Annotated in this window: 12 protein-coding genes; 4 read left to right on the top strand and 8 right to left on the bottom strand. The window is 74.4% G+C overall.

The window, feature by feature from the left end; translation table 11 throughout:
* Nucleotides 1–54 precede the first annotated feature (54 nt).
* From ACW0Q9_RS11690 to ACW0Q9_RS11705, 4 genes are all read right to left on the bottom strand, one after another.
* The gene (locus ACW0Q9_RS11690) at nucleotides 55–1,188 is read right to left on the bottom strand and encodes a SigB/SigF/SigG family RNA polymerase sigma factor (RefSeq protein ID WP_456180468.1); all 1,134 of its coding nucleotides are present in this window, start codon (nucleotides 1,186–1,188) and stop codon (nucleotides 55–57) included.
* 242 nt (nucleotides 1,189–1,430) lie between these two features.
* Complete coding sequence (locus ACW0Q9_RS11695; RefSeq protein WP_456180470.1) at nucleotides 1,431–2,840, bottom strand: hypothetical protein; 1,410 nt, start codon at nucleotides 2,838–2,840, stop codon at nucleotides 1,431–1,433.
* 770 nt (nucleotides 2,841–3,610) lie between these two features.
* Nucleotides 3,611–5,371 carry a thiamine pyrophosphate-binding protein gene (locus ACW0Q9_RS11700; protein WP_456180472.1) on the bottom strand — a complete coding sequence of 587 codons (1,761 nt, stop codon included), beginning with the start codon at nucleotides 5,369–5,371 and terminating at the stop codon, nucleotides 3,611–3,613.
* Nucleotides 5,364–6,491 carry a baeRF2 domain-containing protein gene (locus tag ACW0Q9_RS11705; protein ID WP_456180474.1) on the bottom strand — a complete coding sequence of 376 codons (1,128 nt, stop codon included), beginning with the start codon at nucleotides 6,489–6,491 and terminating at the stop codon, nucleotides 5,364–5,366. The genes ACW0Q9_RS11700 and ACW0Q9_RS11705 overlap by 8 nt, the downstream gene beginning before the upstream one ends.
* Nucleotides 6,492–6,630: 139 nt before the next feature.
* On the opposite strand from ACW0Q9_RS11705, the gene ACW0Q9_RS11710 reads away from it, so the two are divergent.
* Nucleotides 6,631–7,179 carry a hypothetical protein gene (locus ACW0Q9_RS11710; RefSeq protein ID WP_456180492.1) on the top strand — a complete coding sequence of 183 codons (549 nt, stop codon included), beginning with the start codon at nucleotides 6,631–6,633 and terminating at the stop codon, nucleotides 7,177–7,179.
* A gap of 37 nt (nucleotides 7,180–7,216) precedes the next feature.
* The gene (locus ACW0Q9_RS11715) at nucleotides 7,217–8,077 is read left to right on the top strand and encodes an alpha/beta fold hydrolase (protein WP_456180476.1); all 861 of its coding nucleotides are present in this window, start codon (nucleotides 7,217–7,219) and stop codon (nucleotides 8,075–8,077) included.
* A gap of 8 nt (nucleotides 8,078–8,085) precedes the next feature.
* Here the strand turns inward: ACW0Q9_RS11715 and ACW0Q9_RS11720 are convergent, their stop codons facing one another.
* Entirely contained in the window at nucleotides 8,086–8,424 is a 339-nt protein-coding gene (locus tag ACW0Q9_RS11720) for a DUF3817 domain-containing protein (protein WP_456180478.1), read from the bottom strand.
* 163 nt (nucleotides 8,425–8,587) lie between these two features.
* Here ACW0Q9_RS11720 and ACW0Q9_RS11725 point away from each other — a divergent pair, with 163 nt between their 5' ends.
* Together ACW0Q9_RS11725 and ACW0Q9_RS11730 are read left to right on the top strand one after the other, a co-directional pair.
* Nucleotides 8,588–10,066, top strand: a complete 1,479-nt coding sequence (locus ACW0Q9_RS11725) for a glutamate--cysteine ligase (protein ID WP_456180480.1) — start codon at nucleotides 8,588–8,590, stop codon at nucleotides 10,064–10,066.
* Nucleotides 10,067–10,283: 217 nt separating this feature from the next.
* Entirely contained in the window at nucleotides 10,284–11,282 is a 999-nt protein-coding gene (locus tag ACW0Q9_RS11730; RefSeq protein WP_456180482.1) for a hypothetical protein, read from the top strand.
* Nucleotides 11,283–11,331: 49 nt separating this feature from the next.
* Here ACW0Q9_RS11730 and treZ read toward each other — a convergent pair whose 3' ends face one another.
* From treZ to glgX, 3 genes are read right to left on the bottom strand one after another with little or no spacing between them, the layout of a single operon-like run.
* The gene (gene treZ, locus ACW0Q9_RS11735; RefSeq protein WP_456180484.1) at nucleotides 11,332–13,065 is read right to left on the bottom strand and encodes a malto-oligosyltrehalose trehalohydrolase; all 1,734 of its coding nucleotides are present in this window, start codon (nucleotides 13,063–13,065) and stop codon (nucleotides 11,332–11,334) included.
* Entirely contained in the window at nucleotides 13,062–15,398 is a 2,337-nt protein-coding gene (treY, locus tag ACW0Q9_RS11740) for a malto-oligosyltrehalose synthase (RefSeq protein ID WP_456180486.1), read from the bottom strand. Before treY ends, treZ begins: the two co-directional genes overlap by 4 nt.
* 2 nt (nucleotides 15,399–15,400) lie before the next feature.
* The gene (gene glgX, locus ACW0Q9_RS11745) at nucleotides 15,401–17,521 is read right to left on the bottom strand and encodes a glycogen debranching protein GlgX (RefSeq protein ID WP_456180488.1); all 2,121 of its coding nucleotides are present in this window, start codon (nucleotides 17,519–17,521) and stop codon (nucleotides 15,401–15,403) included.
* Nucleotides 17,522–17,838 lie beyond the last annotated feature (317 nt).

Here is a 17,838-nt window from a genome sequence, read left to right on the forward strand (position 1 = left end):
CGCACGCGGCAGGGCCGGCGCCTTCGGGCGCCGGCCCTGCTTGTCACGTACGGGTCAGTCGGCCGCCGGCAGGCCGGCCGCGGCGAGCGAGCGGCGCACCGCAGGCTGCACCCGGGTCAACCGCAGCGGCACCCCGGTGCGGGCGGCGGCGTCCCGGCCGGCCATCAGCGCGGCGATCCCGCCGGCGTCGAAGCCGCCCGCGCCCACCAGGTCGACCACCACCTCGCTGGGCTGCCCGGTGACGGCCTCCAGCATGGCCTTGCGGAGCTGGTCCGCGCCGTCCCGGTCGACCTCTCCCCCGACCTCGACGACCACCCGGTCGCCGTTCTGCTTCACCGAGATCCGCGCCCGGGCCGGCTCGGACTCGGCCGCGCCGTTCTGCCAGGGCGGCGGGGCGTCGGCGAGCATCGCCTGGCGCAGCCAGGTCAGCGCCCGGGACAGCAGCCGGGACACGTGCATCTGCGAGATGCCGAACCGGGCGGCGATCTCCGCCTGGGTCTGGTTGCCGTAGAAGCGCATGGCGAGGATCCGCCGCTCCCGCCAGGGCAGCCGGTGCAGCAGGCCGCTGACGGTGACCCGGTCGTCGACCGACTCCAGGGCGTTGTCCGACTCGCCGACCAGGTCGCCGAACTCGGCGGAACTCTCCCCGCCGACCGGCGCGTTGAGCGAGGCCGGGCTGTAGCCGGCGGCCGACTCCAGGGCGGCCAGGATCTCCTCCTCCGGCGTCTCCAGGCGCTCGGCCAGCTCGGCCACCGTGGGCGCCCGGGACAGCTCGCTGGTCAACGCCGCGGTCGCCTGCCCGACCTCCAGGATCAGGTCGCGCAGCCGGCGCGGCACGTGCACGCCCCAGGTGCGGTCCCGGAAGTGCCGTTTGATCTCGCCGACGATGGTGATCGCCGCGTACGCGGTGAACGAGCCGCGCTCCGGGTCGTACCGGTCGACGGCGTTGACCAGGCCGAGGCGGGCCACCTGCTCCAGGTCCTCCAGCGGTTCCCCGCGACCCCGGTAGCGGCGGGCGAGCCGGCCGGCGAAGGGCAGCGCGAAGCGGACCAGGTCGTCCCGCGCCTCCTGCCGCCGTTCCGGTGGCAGGCCGGCGATCCGTGCCGCGTACGCCAGCGCCGCCGCGTCGAGGTCCTCCAGGCCCCGCTCGGTGGGTGGTGGTGTGGGTGTGGTGGTCTGTCCGAACATCCGCGCCTCCCTCAGGAAGGTCCCCCGCCCGGATCGGAACCGGTCGTGCGCGTGGTCGGGCCACGCACCGGGCCGGAAGTTGGGTTACGTGACGGAACGCCGGAAGCGGCGGCCGCCCGCCGCACGGCGTCGTGGGCCGTCTCGCGGCGAGCGGTGTTCCCGCTCCGTAGGTACTCAATCACGGTCCGCAGGATCGCGAGGATGTTTCGCCAGGTTGGTCGGCGACCCGCCGACGGCCGGCCTCAGGAGACGAGCAACCCCTGGTGGGCGCCCGCGTCGCGCAGCGCGGCGAGGGCCTCGGCCATCCGCAGGGGCGGCGGCGTGGGCAGGTCGTAGGGCTGGTTGCGCAACACCTCGGTGGCACGCCGGGTGGGCACCGCGGTGACCGGGTAGCCGCGCGCCGCGCCCCGGTCCAGGGCCCGCCGGCGTCGCCCGAACCCGGCCACCGCGAGCCACTGCGGCAGCCCCGCGAGCGCCGGCGAGCGGACCCCGGGCGGCTCGGGCAGCACGTCCACCGAGCTGAACGGCTCGCTGCCGGCGAGCCACCACTCCACCCCCTGCACCCGCCGCCGCGTCGCGTTCTCGCACCAGTAGGGCACCAGCCCGGCCCGGATCACCTGCCACGGGTCGAGCAGCCGGCCGCACTCGACGACCAGGCGGTCACCGGTCTTCCCGGCCCGGCGCAGCCAGCGCCGGTACAGGTCGGCGGTCGCCGCGCTCAGCGCGTCCGGCTGCGGGACGACGACCCGGTGCAGCGGGTGCCCGTGCCGGCCGCTCCACTCCCGGGCGTCGTGCTCGAAACCGGACTCCACGCCGTTCTCGGCGAAGGCCGCCGGGGAGGTGACGTCCGGGGGCGTCCAGCGTGCCCCGTCCCCGCCGGCCGAGCGGAGCACCTGGCGCAGCGCGTGCGCGTCCGGGTGGAAGTCGACCGGTTCGAGCCCGCTCGCCGGGGAGCCGACCTGGAAGCTGTGCCCGCTCCCCTCGTCCCGCACCGGCCAGGTGCGCGCGTCGTGCAGCAGCAGCACCGGCGCGCCGGGCTCCAGCCCCTCGGCCAGGAACCGGGCGTACGCCGCGGGTAGCGCCCGCCAGCGCAGCGCGAGGGCCACCGTGGCGCCGGCCGAGGCGCCCCGGCTGGCCGGGCAGTGCACCTGCCGGACGTGCACGCCGGGGTTGCCGGCGAGCAGCCGGCCGGCGAGCGCCGCCCCGTGGTCCAGCGCGGCATCCGGGCGGTCCACCGCGCCCCGGGCCCAGTGCGCGGCCACCTCGAACCCGGCGGGCAGCCAGGGCACCCCGAGGGCCACCGCCAGGTGCGCGGCCGCGCCGTGCGGCGAGCCGAGGACCGCTCCGGGCCAGCGGCGGGTCGGGTACTGGCCGACGAACCAGCCGGCCACCCGCTCGGCGTCCACGTCGGCGACCTGGGCGGGGGTGAGCGCGGCCCGGCCGGCGGACCGCGCCGCGGCGGCGCGGCGCACCGGCTCCGGGGCGCCGGTGAGGCGGGACAGCGGGCCGGGGTGGCCGAGGTCGCCACAGTCGTCGCCACGCAGCGCCCGGGCCGTCACCGCCACCAGCAGCCGGGCGGCACTGCCCCGCGTCACCACCCGGTCCTCGGGGGGCCCGGTGCCGGTCGTGGACCCCACCGGTACCTTCCGCACCGACCCCACCTTGCCTCGTTCGCTCACCACGCGGCCCGGCTTCCCGTCCCTCTGGGGTCTAAACGGGGCATCCCCCCACGGGTCGGACCAATCAGCGGGTGGGCGGCGGCAGCACGCGCGGCACGCACCGCACCCAGTCGCGTCGTTCCGCCGTGGCCCGCCGTCCGGGGCGGAACGGGGGCGCCGGGCCGGTTCCGGGCCCGATCGATCCGGATCTTGGACAGTTGTCGTTGTCGTTCCGCTGCGGCGGCTGCCCAGGATCGCGGGGCCGGGAAGCGTCCGCGTGCGGCGGTGGGAACGTGCGGGTCGCGCACTCGTCGATCGCCTCGCCGGTGCGGCGATTCCTTCGAGCGCGCCTTTCGAGCTGAGTCGTTGGCGAGTTCGCCCGCGACCGCCCGGCGGACCTCACGGCGGGTCGGTGGCAATGTGGGACCGCCCGGCGGACCTCACGGCGGGTCGGTGGCGATGCGCGCCCGGCGGACCTCACGGCGGGTCGGTGGCGATGCGCGACCGCCCGGCGGACCGCACGGCGGGTCGGTGGCAATGCGCGACCGCCCGGCGGGTCGGTGGCGATGTCAGCCGCGACCGCCGGCGGACCTCACGGCCCCCGCTGAGTCGTCCCCGACGTCAGCTCGAAAGGCGGGTGACAAGGCCGCGACCGCCCCGCAAAGGCAGCCAGCCGGCCGCACGGCTCGGCCCGCGGCCCACGGCCCGCACGCGGTCGGCACGGCCTCCCCGGACGACGACGCCGAGGCCGCGCCTGGATCCCGCTAGACGAGGTCCTCCGCCTCCACGGCGGGCTCGGCCTCCAGCACCCGCTCCCGTACCCGGCGGGCGGCGTCGCCGTCGGCGAAGAGCCCGCGCAGGTCGGCCAGGGCCGGCTCGGGCGGGTCCAGCGGCACGGCCGGGTCGACCACCGCCTCCAGCACGCTGGGCCGGTCCGCGGCCAGCACCTCGTCCCAGGCGGGACCGACCAGGTCGGGGCGGTCCACCCGCACCCCGTGCAGGCCGAGCAGCCGGGCCCAGCCGGCGTACGGCACGTCGGGCCGCCGGTCGGCGAACGCGCCGGGCGGGCGCCCGCCGCCCATCCCGGACTGGTCGCGGTTGTTCAGCACCAGCACCACCAGCCGGGGATCCCGCCACTCCTGCCAGTGGTGGGCCACGGTGATCAGCTCCGCCAGCCCGTTGAGCTGCATGGCCCCGTCGCCGAGCAGCGCGATCACCGGCTCGTCCGGGCGGGCCAGCTTGGCGGCCACCGCGTACGGCAGGGCGCAGCCCATCGAGCCGAGCGTGCCGCAGAGCTGGGCACGGACGCCCGGGGGCAGTTCGAGGTGGCGGGCGTACCAGTAGATGACCGAGCCGACGTCCACCGCGACGGAGCCGCGGCCCGGCACCCGGGCGGAGAGTTCGTGCAGCACGAGCTGCGGGTTGATCGGCTCGGCCGGGGCGGCGGCCCGCTCGGCGGCGGCCTCCCGCCACCGGTCGACCGAACTCTCCACCACGCCGCGCCACTGCGCGTTGTGCCGCTCCGGCACCCGGTTGAGCAGGGCCCGCAGCGTCTCGGCGGCGTCGCCGACCAGCGGCACGTCCACCGGGTATCGGGTGCCGATGCGCCGCCCGTCGATGTCGATCTGGATGGTGCGGACCTGGCCCGGCATCGGGAACCAGTCGGTCCACGGGTCGTTGGTGCCCACCATGAGCAGGGTGTCGCAGCCTCCCATGAGCTGCGCGGCGGCGGTGGTGCCGACCTCGCCGAGCACTCCGGTGTGGAAGGGCAGGCGCTCGTCCAGCACCGGCTTGCCCAGCAGCGAGGTGGCCACGCCCGCGCCGAGCCGGTCGGCGAGGGCCATGATCTCGTCGGCCGCGCCGTGCGCGCCCTGGCCGATCAGGATCGCCAGCCGCTGGCCGCCGCCGAGCAGCGAGGCGGCGGCGTCCAGGTCGGCGTCGTGCGGCAGCACCCGGGCCAGCGGTTCACCCGGGGTCGCCGACATCACGCCGGCGGTCTGCGGCATCAGGTCGGGCACCGCGGCCACCTGGAGGGCGTGCGGCAGCACCACGCAGGTCGGGCTGCGGGTCGCCGCCGCGGTGCGGAACGCCTGGTCCAGCAGGACCGGCACCTGGTCCGGCACCCGCCCGTAGCGCACGAACTGGTTGCAGACGTCGCCGAAGAGCCGGCTCAGCCCGATCTCCTCGTGGGCCCCGCCGAGGGGGCCGGTGACGTCCTCGCCGACGATCGCCACGACCGGCTTGCTGTCCAGCTTGGCGTCGTAGAGGCCGTTGAGCAGGTGCACCGCGCTCGGCCCCTGGGTGGCCAGGCAGACCCCGATCTCGCCGGTGAACTTGGCGTGCCCGGTGGCCATGAACGCGGCGGTCTCCTCGTGCCGGGCGGGGACGAAGTCCGGGTCCCCGCCCGCGGCGTCCAGCGCGGCCACCAGCGGGGCGATCGCCGCACCCGGGTAGCCGAAGGCCCGGGGCACCCGCCAGGCCCGCAGCCGTTCGACGACCAGGTCCGCCACCGTGCGGTCAGCCATTGCCCCGCCCGGGCGTGCTGGCGTCGACGTAGCGCAGCACGGCGCCGACCCCGTCGGTGAGTTCCGGCGCCTCCTCCGGCGCGAGCACGGTCAGCTCGGCCTCGGTGCCGATCAGCGCGCGCAGCAGGGCGGCGTCCGCGCGTACCTTCTGCGGGTCGGCCACGGACATGTCCGCCAGCTGCCGCGGGTCGGTGGCGATCTCGGTCGGTTCGGGCCCGATCCACAGCTCGCCGTCGGCGGAGGCGTCGTCGACGATCAGCATGGTGTCGACCTGGTTGCGTTGCAGGGCGGAGACCACCGCGTCGAGGCCGGCGCCGACGTCCTCCTGCACGCCGAAGCGGTCCAGCGCGGTGGCGATCCGCTGGTCGGCGACCTCGGCGATGGTCTGCACGGTGATGTCGTCCATCAGGGTGTCGTCGGCGCCGATGTAGTCGCGGGAGCCGGCGTCGGTGCGGACCAGCACGTCCTGCCAGCGCTCCGGCAGCTGGGCGGCGATCATCCCGGTGGCCCGGACGTCCCCGGCCACCACCACCACGTCCGCGCCGACCCGGTCGGCCAGCTCGGCGGTGGCCGCGGCGGCGTCACCGGCGTTGTGGTGCCACGCCTCCATGGCGGCCCGCTGGTAGCGGGACTGCGACCAGCCGCCCGGCTGCACCCGGCGCAACTGGTGGCTCTCCCGGCCCGTCACCGTGGCCCGGCGCGGCACGCCGCCGGCGCTGACCGCGACGGCGTCCGCCCCGGTCCGGTCGGCCAGCACCCGCACCCAGGCGATCTGCTCGCCGCGCTGGGCGACCAGCGGCATCGTGTGCGGCAGCGCCGACCAGCTCGCCAGGTCGCGCAGCGGCGGCGCGGAGAGGTACTCGGTGAGCACCACCCGCCCCCGGGTGGCGAAGACCGCGATGCCGTAGTCGCCGGGCATCGGCTTGTGCCGGCGGACGACCTCCTCGACCGCCTCGACGGTCGCCGCGTCGGCGCCCTGACCGATCAGGTCTCCCTTGAGCGCGCGCCAGCGCAGGTCGACCTGCGGACGCGCGTCGTGGGTGTCCCGGGAGGCGTCCATGTACACCGAGCACCAGGGCCCGGGACGGTCGTAGAGCGGGCGCAGGAAGGACAGCTGCATGCTCGACCCCTTTCCAGCTCGGCCGCACGCATACCCGCGCGACCTCGGATGTCACCTTCGGGGCGGGCCGTGACCGGCGTTCATTCACGTCGTTCAACCCCGAGGATCGATACCATGAGTGAACGGAACGGAACTCTCGGTGGTGAACATGGACACGGACCTGCACATCCGCCGCGCCGTCCACCCGACGGAACGGATCGTCACCGGCCGGCTGGTCCGCCTCATGGAGGGCTACGCCCGCGAGGTGCGGGTGGGGCAGCCGGTGCTGGTCGCGGTGCTGACGGCGGCGGGCGTCGTGGGGCTGCTGCTGCGGGTGGTGCGCGCCCTGCTCAGCAGCGGCGGCGGGGGTGCCCGGCGCAGCTTCAAAGAGCTGAAGCAGGGGCCCGAGTTCCTGGTCACCCCGGTCCGGGTGCGCGACGCGGCCGACCGCCTGGTGGAGGTGGAGCTGCACGGGCACCTGCCGCAGAGCGCCCTGCACCCCGGCGACCACGTGCAGCTCACCCTGCGCCCGCAGCGCGACGCCGACCTGCCGCCCCGGATCGAGCGGATCGTCAACCTGACCACCGGCCAGTTGCTGACCCCGCGTACCGCGACGGTCTGGTCGCACCTGGGGCCGGCGCTGCTGCTCCAGGCGATGCTCGGCCTGCTGCTGGTGGCGGGCGTGGCCGCCTGCTCGGCGCTCGGCTGAGGTTTCCGCCTCCACCGTCCGGGGCACCGGCTCGCTCATGTTTCCCGGATTCACCCTGGCGGAGATCGACCTCGGCCCGGTCCGCCTGCGGGTCCGGCACGGCGGCTCCGGGCCGCCGGTGGTGCTGCTGCACGGGCACCCGCGTACCCATGCCACCTGGCACCGGGTCGCGCCGCTGCTCGCCGCCCGGCACACGGTGATCTGCCCCGACCTGCGTGGCTACGGCGGCTCGTCGAAGCCGCCGAGCGACCCGGCGCACACGGTCTACTCGAAGCGGGCGATGGCCGGAGACGTGGTGGCGCTGCTCGACGCGCTCGGCCATCCCCGGGCCGCGGTCGTCGGCCACGACCGGGGCTCGTACGTGGCCATGCGGACCGCGCTGGACCACCCGGACCGGGTGACCCGGCTCGCCGTGCTCGACGGGGTGCCGATCGGCGAGGCCCTCGCGCGCTGCGATGCCCGGTTCGCCGCCCGCTGGTGGCACTGGTTCTTCCTGGGGCAGCTCGCCAAGCCGGCCGAGCGGGTGATCAACGCCGACCCGGACGCGTGGTACGGCGGCTCACCCGAGGCGATGGGCGCGGAGGCGTACGCCGACTACCGCCGGGCCATCCACGACCCGGCCACGGTGCACGCGATGTGCGAGGACTACCGGGCCGGGCTCGGCCCGGACCGGGCGGCGGACGACGCGGACCGGGCCGCCGGCCGGCGGATCGGCTGCCCGGTGCTCTTCGCCTGGTCGGAGCGGGACGACATGGTCGAGCTGTACGGCGACCCGGCGGCGATCTGGCGGGAGTGGGCGGACGACGTGCGGGCGGCCTCGATCCGCTCCGGCCACCACATGGCCGAGGAGGCGCCCGACGAACTGGCCGCCCTGCTCAGCGACTTCCTGGCTGGCTGAGCCGGCGGTCAGCCGACCGGGGTGAGGGGGCGGTCGGTGCGGGCCGGGGCGCCGAGCAGGCCGCGGCGGCGCGCCCAGCGCTCGAAGAGCACCGTGGCGAACGGCGGCACGGCGCAGGCCAGCGCGATCGCGGTGTGCCACAGCGACCAGCGGCGCTGCCGGGCCACCACCAGCACGAGCAGCCCGTACGCCACGAAGAGCGCGCCGTGGACCGGGCCGAACACGTGCACGCCGATCTCGTTGCGCGGCGGCCCGTACTTCACGGCCATGCCGGCCAGCAGGGCGGCCCACGAGCAGGCCTCGGCGATCGCCGCCGCCACGAACAGCCGGGTGGTGATCTCGCGCATCCGGCCATGCTAGCCAGCCGGCCCGCCGGACCGGGCCGCGACACTGTGCGACGCGACAGGGATCACCACCGGGAGAGCTGGGTAGTAATGGGTCCCCCGGCTCTTTCCCCACGCCGCCGTGGCGTGCGAGGTTAGGGGGACCAACGGTGACAGGGTGGTGACCATGGGCGAGGACGTCGGCGTGCGCACCTTCAGCCGGGAGGACCGGGCCCGCTACCGCGACAAGGTGCGGCGCTGCCTGGACGTGTTCGCCGAGATGCTGCGCGAGTCCCGCTTCGACGTGGAGCGGCCGATGACCGGGCTGGAGATCGAGCTGAACCTGGTCGACGGCGACTCGCAGCCGGCCATGCGCAACGCCGACGTGCTGGAGGCGATCGCGGATCCCAGCTTCCAGACCGAGCTGGGCCAGTTCAACGTGGAGATCAACGTGGCACCGCGCCGGCTCACCGGCACCGGCACGGCGCAGTTCGAGGAGCACGTCCGGGCCAGCCTCAACGCCGCCGAGGAGAAGGCCCGCGGGATCGGCGCGCACATGGTGATGATCGGCATCCTGCCGACCCTGCGCCCGGAGCACCTGACCGCCGAGACGCTCTCGGCCAATCCCCGCTACGCCCTGCTCAACGAGCAGATCTTCGCCGCGCGGGGCGAGGACCTGCGGATCTCGATCAGTGGGGTGGAGCGGCTGGCCACCACCGCGGACACCATCACACCCGAGGCCGCCTGCACCAGCACCCAGTTCCACCTCCAGGTCAGCCCGGCCCAGTTCGCCGACTACTGGAACGCCGCCCAGGCGATCGCCGGCATCCAGGTCGCGCTCGGCGCGAACTCGCCGCTGCTGTTCGGTCGGGAACTGTGGCGGGAGACCCGGGTGCCGCTGTTCCAGCAGGCCACCGACACCCGTGCCGAGGAGATCAAGGCCCAGGGGGTACGTCCCCGGGTCTGGTTCGGGGAACGCTGGATCACCAGTGTGTTCGACCTGTTCGAGGAGAACGTGCGTTACTTCCCGGCGCTGCTGCCGGTCTGCGACCCGGAGGACCCGGCGGAGACCCTGGCCGCGGGCGGCGTGCCGAAGCTCGCCGAGTTGCGGCTGCACAACGGCACCGTCTACCGGTGGAACCGCCCGGTCTACGACGTGCTGAAGGGTCGCCCGCACCTGCGGGTGGAGAACCGCGTGCTGCCCGCCGGGCCGACCGTGCTGGACACCGTCGCCAACGGCGCCTTCTACTTCGGTCTGGTCCGCGCCCTCGCCGAATCGGACCGGCCGCTCTGGTCGCAGATGTCGTTCAGCGCGGCCGAGGAGAACTTCACCAACTGCGCCCGGCACGGCATCGACGCCCAGGTGTTCTGGCCCGGGCTGGGCTACCTGCCGGTGACCGAGCTGGTGCTGCGCCGGCTGCTGCCGCTGGCCCACCACGGGCTGGACCGGTGGGGCCTCGACCCGGCCGAGCGGGACCGGCTGCTCGGCATCGTCGAGCAGCGCTGCCTGACCGGCCGCAACGGCGCGACCTGGCAGGTGGCGACGCTCCACCGCCTGGAGTCCGCCGACCACCTGGACCGGCCGGAGGCGCTGCGCGAGGTGGTCCGCCACTACGTCGACCTGATGCACAGCAACCGGCCCGTCCACGAGTGGCCGCTGCCCTGACCGCCCCGGCTCGGCGGGATTGAGCACGGCGGAGGAAGCCGCGCGGACGGTCCGCCCCGAGGATGGGGAACGGTCGTCGATCGGCACAGGTCGACGCCCGGCGGCGCCGTGGCCGGGTGCTCCGCACCGGCGGTCGGCCGGTCCCACCGTCGTTGACGTCGTCGTCACCGGCGTCGGCGTCGCGTCCGGTTCCGTCCCCGACCGCGAGGAGCGCTCCGTGACGCAGACCCACCGGCCCCCACGGCACCACGACGAGCAGGTCAGGCCTTCCCGCACCTCCGTGCGGGCGGGCACCTCCACCTTCGTCAACGGTCACTTCCCCCGGCGACGGGGGCTCATCGTCCTGCTCGGCCTCCTCGGCGGATTCCTGCTGACCGTGGTCTGGTCGGCCGAGTTCGTGGACCAGACCATCGGCGACAACGTCGCCAACACCCTGCTCGGCCACGACGCGAAGGAGACCCCCATCCAGGGGATCGCCGCCGGCGTGCTGTTCGCCTTCGTCTCCGGCGTCGCCGGCACCTTCACCGCGTGCAACATCGCCGCCTTCGGCGCGCTCGCCCCGCTGACCGGCAGCACGGGCGGCCGGTGGAGCCGGTTCGCCGCGCCGCTGCGGCCGCTCGGCTGGATGGCGGTGGGCATGGTCGCGGTGTCGGCCGCGTACGGCGCCGTGGTGGGCCTCGTCGGCACGTCCATGCCGCAGTTCTCCACCGCGCCGACCACTCCGGGCGGGCTGTCGCCGCGCAGCATCCAGTCGATGGTGGTGTTCGGCGTGATCGGGCTGGTCATGATCTATCTCGGGCTGGCCTCGCTCGGCGTGGTGCCGGACCCCTTCGCCCGGATCGCGCGGCGCTGGCCGAACGCCCCGATGGTCTTCATGGGCGCGCTGATCGCCGGTTTCCTGATCGGACGGCCCTTCGCGCTGTTCCGGCAGATGTTCCGCGACGCCGCCGAGAGCGGCAACCCGCTCTACGGTGCGGCGGCGTTCACCCTCCAGTCGATCGGCAACATCGTCATCATGGCGGTGCTGTTCCTGCTGCTGGCGTGGCTGGCCGGGTCCCGACTGCAACGCTGGTTCGCCGCTCGGCCGAGCCGCCTGGCCGTGCTGACCGCGGTCGCGTTCCTCGTCGCCGGCGCCTTCACGTTCCTCTACTGGGACGTCCGGCTGCTCGCCCGCCGGGAGATCATTCCCTGGTACCCGATGGCCCCCTGGGCCTGACCGGGCGGCGCGGGACCGGCGCCCCACCGGGCCCGGTCCCGCGTCGGCGTCAGAGCGCCACGATCGCGGCGGACTCCGGCGGCAGTTCGATCCCGTCCCGCATGACGGTGACCCCCTCGGACGTGGCGAGCAGCACCCGGCGCACCACCCCGGGCAGGTTGATCCGTTGCGGCTTGCCGGCCAGGTTCGCCACCACCAGGCAGCCACCGCGGCGCATCAGCAGGAACTGGTCGCCGTGGCGCACCTCGACGTGGTGGAGCCGGGGGTCGGAGAGGTCGGGGCGGCGCTTGCGCAGCGCGATGAGCCGCCGGTAGAAGTCGTACATCTCCCGGTGCTCCGGCTTGTCCAGCTCGGCCCAGTCGAGCCGGGACCGGAGGAAGGTCTGCGGGTCCTGCGGGTCGGGCACCTCCCCCGGCGGCCAGCCGTGCGCGGCGAACTCCCGCCGGCGGCCGGTCGCCACGGCGGTCGCCAGCTCCGGCTCGGGGTGGCTGGTGAAGAACTGCCACGGGGTGCTGGCCGCCCACTCCTCCCCCATGAACAGCATCGGGGTGAAGGGCGCGGTCATCAGCAGCGTGGCGCCGACCCGCAGCAGCCCGGCGGAGAGGGTCTGGGAGATCCGGTCGCCGGTGGCCCGGTTGCCGATCTGGTCGTGGTTCTGCAGGTACGCCACGAACCGGTGCCCGGGCGTCCGCTGCCGGTCGACGGGCCGGCCGTGGCTGCGGTTGCGGAAGCTGGACCAGGTGCCGGCGTGGAAGAAGGCGCCGGTCAGCACGTCGGTGAGGCATTCGAGCGAGCCGAAGTCGCCGTAGTAGCCCTGCCGTTCCCCGGTGAGCAGGGTGTGCAGCGCGTGGTGGGCGTCGTCGTTCCACTGCGCGTGCAGCCCGTAGCCGCCGCCCTCCCGCGGGGTGATCAGCTTCGGGTCGTTGAGGTCGCTCTCGGCGATCAGCGACAGCGGCCGGCCCACGTGGGTGGAGAGCGCCTCCACCTCGGTCGCCACCTCCTCCAGGAGGTGGGTGGCCCGGGAGTCGGGCATGGCGTGCACGGCGTCCAGCCGCAGCCCGTCGACGTGGTAGTCGCGCAACCACATGAGCACGCTGTCGACGATGTAGCGGCGGACCCCGTCGGAGTGCGGCCCGTCCAGGTTGACCGTGCGGCCCCAGGTGTTGCTCTGCTCGGTGAGGTACGGCGCGAAGCGCGGCGCGTAGGCCCCGGAGGGCCCGAAATGGTTGTAGACGACGTCGAGGATCACCCCCAGCCCCTTCGCGTGCGCCGCGTCGACGAAGCGCTTGAGCCCGTCCGGCCCGCCGTACGGCTCGTGCGGCGCGTACCAGCAGACCCCGTCGTAGCCCCAGTTGTGCTCGCCGTTGAAGGCGTTGACCGGCAGCAGCTCGACCAGGTCGACGCCGAGGTCGACGAGGTGGTCGAGGCGGCCGATCGCCGCGTCGAAGGTGCCCTCCGGGGTGAAGGTGCCGATGTGCAGCTCGTAGAGGACGCTGCCGGGCAGTTGCCGCCCGGTCCAGCCCTGGTCGGTCCAGTCGAACGCGGCGTGGTCGTAGCGGCGGCTCGGCCCGTGCACGCCCTGCGGCTGCCAGGCGGACCGGGGGTCGGGCAGCGCCCGATCGTCGTCGTCGAGGAGGAACGCGTAGTCGGTGCCGGGTCCGGCGCCGGGCACCTCGACCCGCCACCAGCCCTCGGGACCGGGACGCATGTCGTGGTCCGCGACGCCGGGCAGGCGCAGCCGGACCCGGGCGGCTTCGGGCGCCCACACCGTGAACTCGGTCATGCGGCAGCCTCCACGGAGTCGGTGGGAGCGAGGAGGGCGACGGGGTAGGTGCTCAGCAGATCGTGCATCAGCAGCTCAGCCCCACTGTAGACCCGACCGGTGAACACGTCCGTAACACTGTTGCCGGAAATCGCCAGCGTCGTGTCGCGCCAGCCGCCGGCGCGGGCCAGCCGCAGCGGCAGCCGGGTGGCCACCGCGATCGCGCCGCCCCGGTCGAAGGCCACCGCGTGCGCGCCGGCCGGGCCGCGCGCGGGCACCGGCCGGTAGCCGGTGAACAGCTCCGGGTGGGCCCGGCGCAGCCGCAGGGTGCGGGAGACCACGAGCAGCTTGGCCGCGCCGTCGGCGGCCACCGCCGGCCGCCAGCCGGCGTCGAGCCGGGCCAGCAGCTCCCGGCGTACGGCGAAGTCGACCGGGCGGCGGTTGTCCGGGTCGACCAGGGAGTTCTCCCACAGCTCGGTGCCCTGGTAGGTGTCCGGCACACCGGGCATGGCGAGCTGGACCAGCTTCTGCCCGAGCGAGTTCGACCAGCCGGCCGGGGCGATCTCGGCGGCGAACGCGGTGAGCTGGGCGTGCAGCTCCGGGTCGTCGTACATCCGGTCGACCAGGGCGTGCAGCTCGTGCTCGAACCCCGGGTCGGGGTCGGCCCAGCTGGTCGAGGTCGACGCCTCCCGGGCCGCCTTCTCCGCGTACCCGTGCAGCCGGTCCCGCTCGATCGGCCAGGCCCCGACGGCGGTCTGCCAGAGCAGGTGGGCGAAGGCCGGGTCGGCCAGCGGGGCGCGGGACATCCAGTCGGCCACCCGCTCGGCCCAGCGCCCGGGCAGCTCGGACAGGACCGCGAGCCGGGCCCGCACGTCCTCCCCGCGCTTGGTGTCGTGGGTGGAGAGCGTGGTCATGCTCCCCGGCCAGCGCACCTGCCGGGCGGCGGCGAAGCGGTGGAACTCGGCCGGCGGCACGCCGAAGTGCGCCGGGCTGCCGCCCACCTCGTTGAGCGCGACGAACCGGCTCCACCGGTAGTAGGCGGTGTCCTCCACCCCCTTGGCCATCACCGCGCCGGAGAGCTGCGGGAAGCGGGCGGCCAGCTCGTGGCCGGGGTCGCGGAGCCGGGTGGTGACCGCGTCCAGCACGGCGGTCAGGTCGGGTCGGCGGCGGCCGGCCTCGGCGCGGGCGGCGGCGAGGTGCCGGGCGCCCTCCGGCGGGTAGCCGCGGTAGACCGGGAAGGCGGCGGCCAGCTCGGCCAGGGCCGCCCGCACCTGCTCGCCGGGCAGCTCGGGGACGAGCGTGGCGAGCCGGCCCAGCTCGGCGGCGAGCAGCCGGGTGGCCGCGGCCAGCTTGGTGTCGTGGGTGAGGTCCTGCCACGAGGTGTGCCGCCCGGTGAGCCGGCCGTCCAGCGCGGTGAAGTCCGCCTCGGCGTCCGGGTCGACGAAGAGCCCGCAGGCCGCGGCCAGCGCGTCGTAGCCGGTGGTGCCGTCGACCGGCCAGTCCGGCAGCTCCTCCCCGTACTCCAGGATCTTCTCCACCACCAGCCAGGCTCCGGGCGCGGCGGCGCGCAGCCGGGCCAGGTAGCCGGCGGGGTCGCGGAGCCCGTCCGGGTGGTCGACGCGGATGCCGTCGAGATCCCCGGCGGCGGCCCAGCGCAGGATCTCCGCGTGGGTGGCGCGGAAGACCTCCGGGTCCTCCACCCGCAGCCCGGCCAGGTCGGACACGGCGAAGAACCGGCGGTACGTCAGCTCGGTGTCGCCGCGCCGCCAGTTGACCAGCTCGTAGTGCTGCCGGTCGTGCACCTCGCGCGGCGTCCCGTCCCCGGTGCCGTCGGCGATCGGGAAGCGGTGCTCGTGGTAGCGCAGCTCCCCGTCGACCACCTTGAGGTCGTCGAGGGCGTCGGGGGCGTCGGCGAGCACCGGCAGCAGCAGCCGGCCCCGGTCCCAGTCGATGTCGAACCAGTCCGCGTACGCCGAGGCCCGGCCCCGGCGCAGCACGTCCCACCAGGCCGGGTTGGCCGCCGGCCGGGCCACCCCGGCGTGGTTGGGGACGATGTCCACGACCAGGCCGAGCCCGGCCGCGCGCAGCGCCCGGACGAGGCGCTGCCGGCCGCCCTCGCCGCCGAGTTCCGGGTTGACCGCGCGGTGGTCGACCACGTCGTAGCCGTGCGGGGAGCCGGGGGTGGCGGTGAGCAGGGGCGCGCTGTAGAGGTGGGTGACGCCGAGGTCGGCCAGGTAGCCGGCGAGGCCGGCGGTGGCGTCGAGGTCGAAGCCGGGGCGGACCTGGACACGGTAGGTCGACCCCACCCGCGTCGTCGTCGCCGTGCTGTCGTCGGGGTGGGGGGTGTCGGGCATGGTCAGGCCGTCCTCTCCAGGACCAGCAGCGAGCGGTCGGGGACGCAGACGCTCCCGCCCGCCTCGACCACCAGGGTCTTCTCCGGATCCGGGTCCGCGGTGCTGATGACCAGTTCCCAGCGCTGCCCGAACTCGGCCGGTGGCAGGGTGAAGTCCAGCGGCGCGTCGTGCGCGTTGAACAGCAGCAGGAACGAGTCGTCCCGGTGGCGCTGGCCGTACTGGCCGCGTTCCGGGATGCCGTCGCCGTTGACGAACAGGGCCACCGAGCGGCCGAAGTCGTTGCCCCAGTCCTCGCCGGTCATCTCCCGGCCGTCCGGGGTGTACCAGGCCAGGTCGGGCAGGGCGGTGCCGGCGGCCCGGCCGCCGACCGGCAGCCCGGTGAAGAAGCGGCGCCGCTGGAACACCCGGTGCCGCATCCGGAACTCGGTGAGTCGCTGGACGAACGCGACGAGTTCCTCGTCGGCCCGCTCCCAGTCGACCCAGGCCAGCTCGCTGTCCTGGCAGTAGGCGTTGTTGTTGCCGCCCTGGGTGCGGCCCAGCTCGTCGCCGTGGCCGATCATCGGCACGCCCTGGGAGAGGATCAGCGTGGCCAGGAAGTTGCGCCGCTGCCGGGCGCGCAGGGCGCGCACCCCGGGGTCGTCGGTCTCCCCCTCGACGCCGCAGTTCCAGGACCGGTTGTGGCTCTCCCCGTCCCGGTTCTCCTCGCCGTTGGCCTCGTTGTGCTTGTCGTTGTAGGAGACCAGGTCGGTGAGGGTGAACCCGTCGTGGCAGGTGACGAAGTTGATGCTGTGGAACGGGCGGCGCCCGTCGTCCTGGTAGAGGTCGGCGGAGCCGGAGATCCGGGAGGCGAACTCGGCCAGGGTGGCCGGCTCGCCGCGCCAGAAGTCGCGCACGGTGTCCCGGTACTTGCCGTTCCACTCGGTCCACTGCGGCGGGAAGTTGCCCACCTGGTAGCCGCCGGGGCCGACGTCCCACGGCTCGGCGATCAGCTTGACCCGGCCGACCACCGGGTCCTGCTGCACCACCTCGAAGAAGGTGGAGAGGCGGTCCACCTCGTAGAACTCCCGGGCCAGGGTGGCCGCCAGGTCGAAGCGGAAGCCGTCGACGTGCATCTCGGTGACCCAGTAGCGCAGCGAATCCATGATCAGCTGGAGCGAGTGCGGGCTGCGCACGTTGAGGCTGTTGCCGGTGCCGGTGTAGTCGACGAAGTAGCGGCGATCCTCCTCGGAGAGCCGGTAGTAGCTCGGGGTGTCGATGCCCTTGAAGCTCAGCGACGGCCCGAGGTGGTTGCCCTCGGCGGTGTGGTTGTAGACCACGTCGAGGATCACCTCGATGCCGGCCGCGTGCAGCGCCTTGACCATGCCGCGGAACTCCTGCACCTGCTGGCCGAGCCGGCCCAGTGCGGAGTAGCCGTGGTGCGGGGCGAAGAAGCCGATGGTGTTGTAGCCCCAGTAGTTGCGCAGCCCCAGGTCGGCCAGGCGGTGGTCGTGCACGAACTCGTGCACGGGCATCAGCTCGACCGCGGTGACCCCGAGCCGCTTGAAGTAGTCGATCATGACGGGCGAGGCGATCGCCGCGTACGTGCCGCGCAGCTCCTCCGGGATGTCCGGGTGCCGCATGGTCAGCCCGCGCACGTGCGCCTCGTAGATCACCGAGTGGTGGTACGGCGTGCGCGGCGGCTTGTCGTTGCCCCAGTCGAAGTACGGGTTCACCACCACCGACTTCGGCATGAACGGCGCCGAGTCGGTGTCGTTGCGGCGGTCCGGGTCGCCGCCCACCTCGTAGTCGTAGACGGCCGGGTCCCAGCTGACCTCCCCGTCGACCGCCTTGGCGTACGGGTCCAGGAGCAGCTTGTGCGGGTTGCAGCGCAGCCCGTTGGCCGGGTCCCACGGCCCGTGCACCCGGTAGCCGTAGCGCTGGCCGGGCTCGATCCCCGGCAGGTAGGCGTGCCAGACGTACGCGTCGACCTCGCGCAGCTCGACCCGGCGCTCGGCGCCGGTGTCCCACTCGTCGAACAGGCAGAGCTCGATCTTCTCCGCCACCTCGGAGAAGATCGCGAAGTTGGTCCCCATCCCGTCGTAGGTGGCGCCGAGGGGGTAGCTCTCGCCCGGCCAGACCTGCATGTCGCTCCCTTAGGCCATGATCATGAGCGCACCGGACGGGCGGGCCGGCCGGTGCGCACGCCGCTAATGCCCCGCGGCACGCTCCGCCAATCCACCCGTTCGGACGGTAACCGAAATCCACCCACCTGCGTCCGGCTGGACCGTCAGGTGTTGTCCGTCACGATCGCCCTTTTCGAGATGCGGGTTCGCGCCGGATGGCCTTTCCTGGATAACGGACACGCGTGCCCGCGCGGGTCCACCCGGCCGTTCGGCCGCCCCCCAACGCTCCCCACGCCGCCAGTGACGTCGGCGCGTACCAGCATGCATGGACGGAGATC

The organism is Micromonospora sp. I033, from assembly GCF_053890995.1.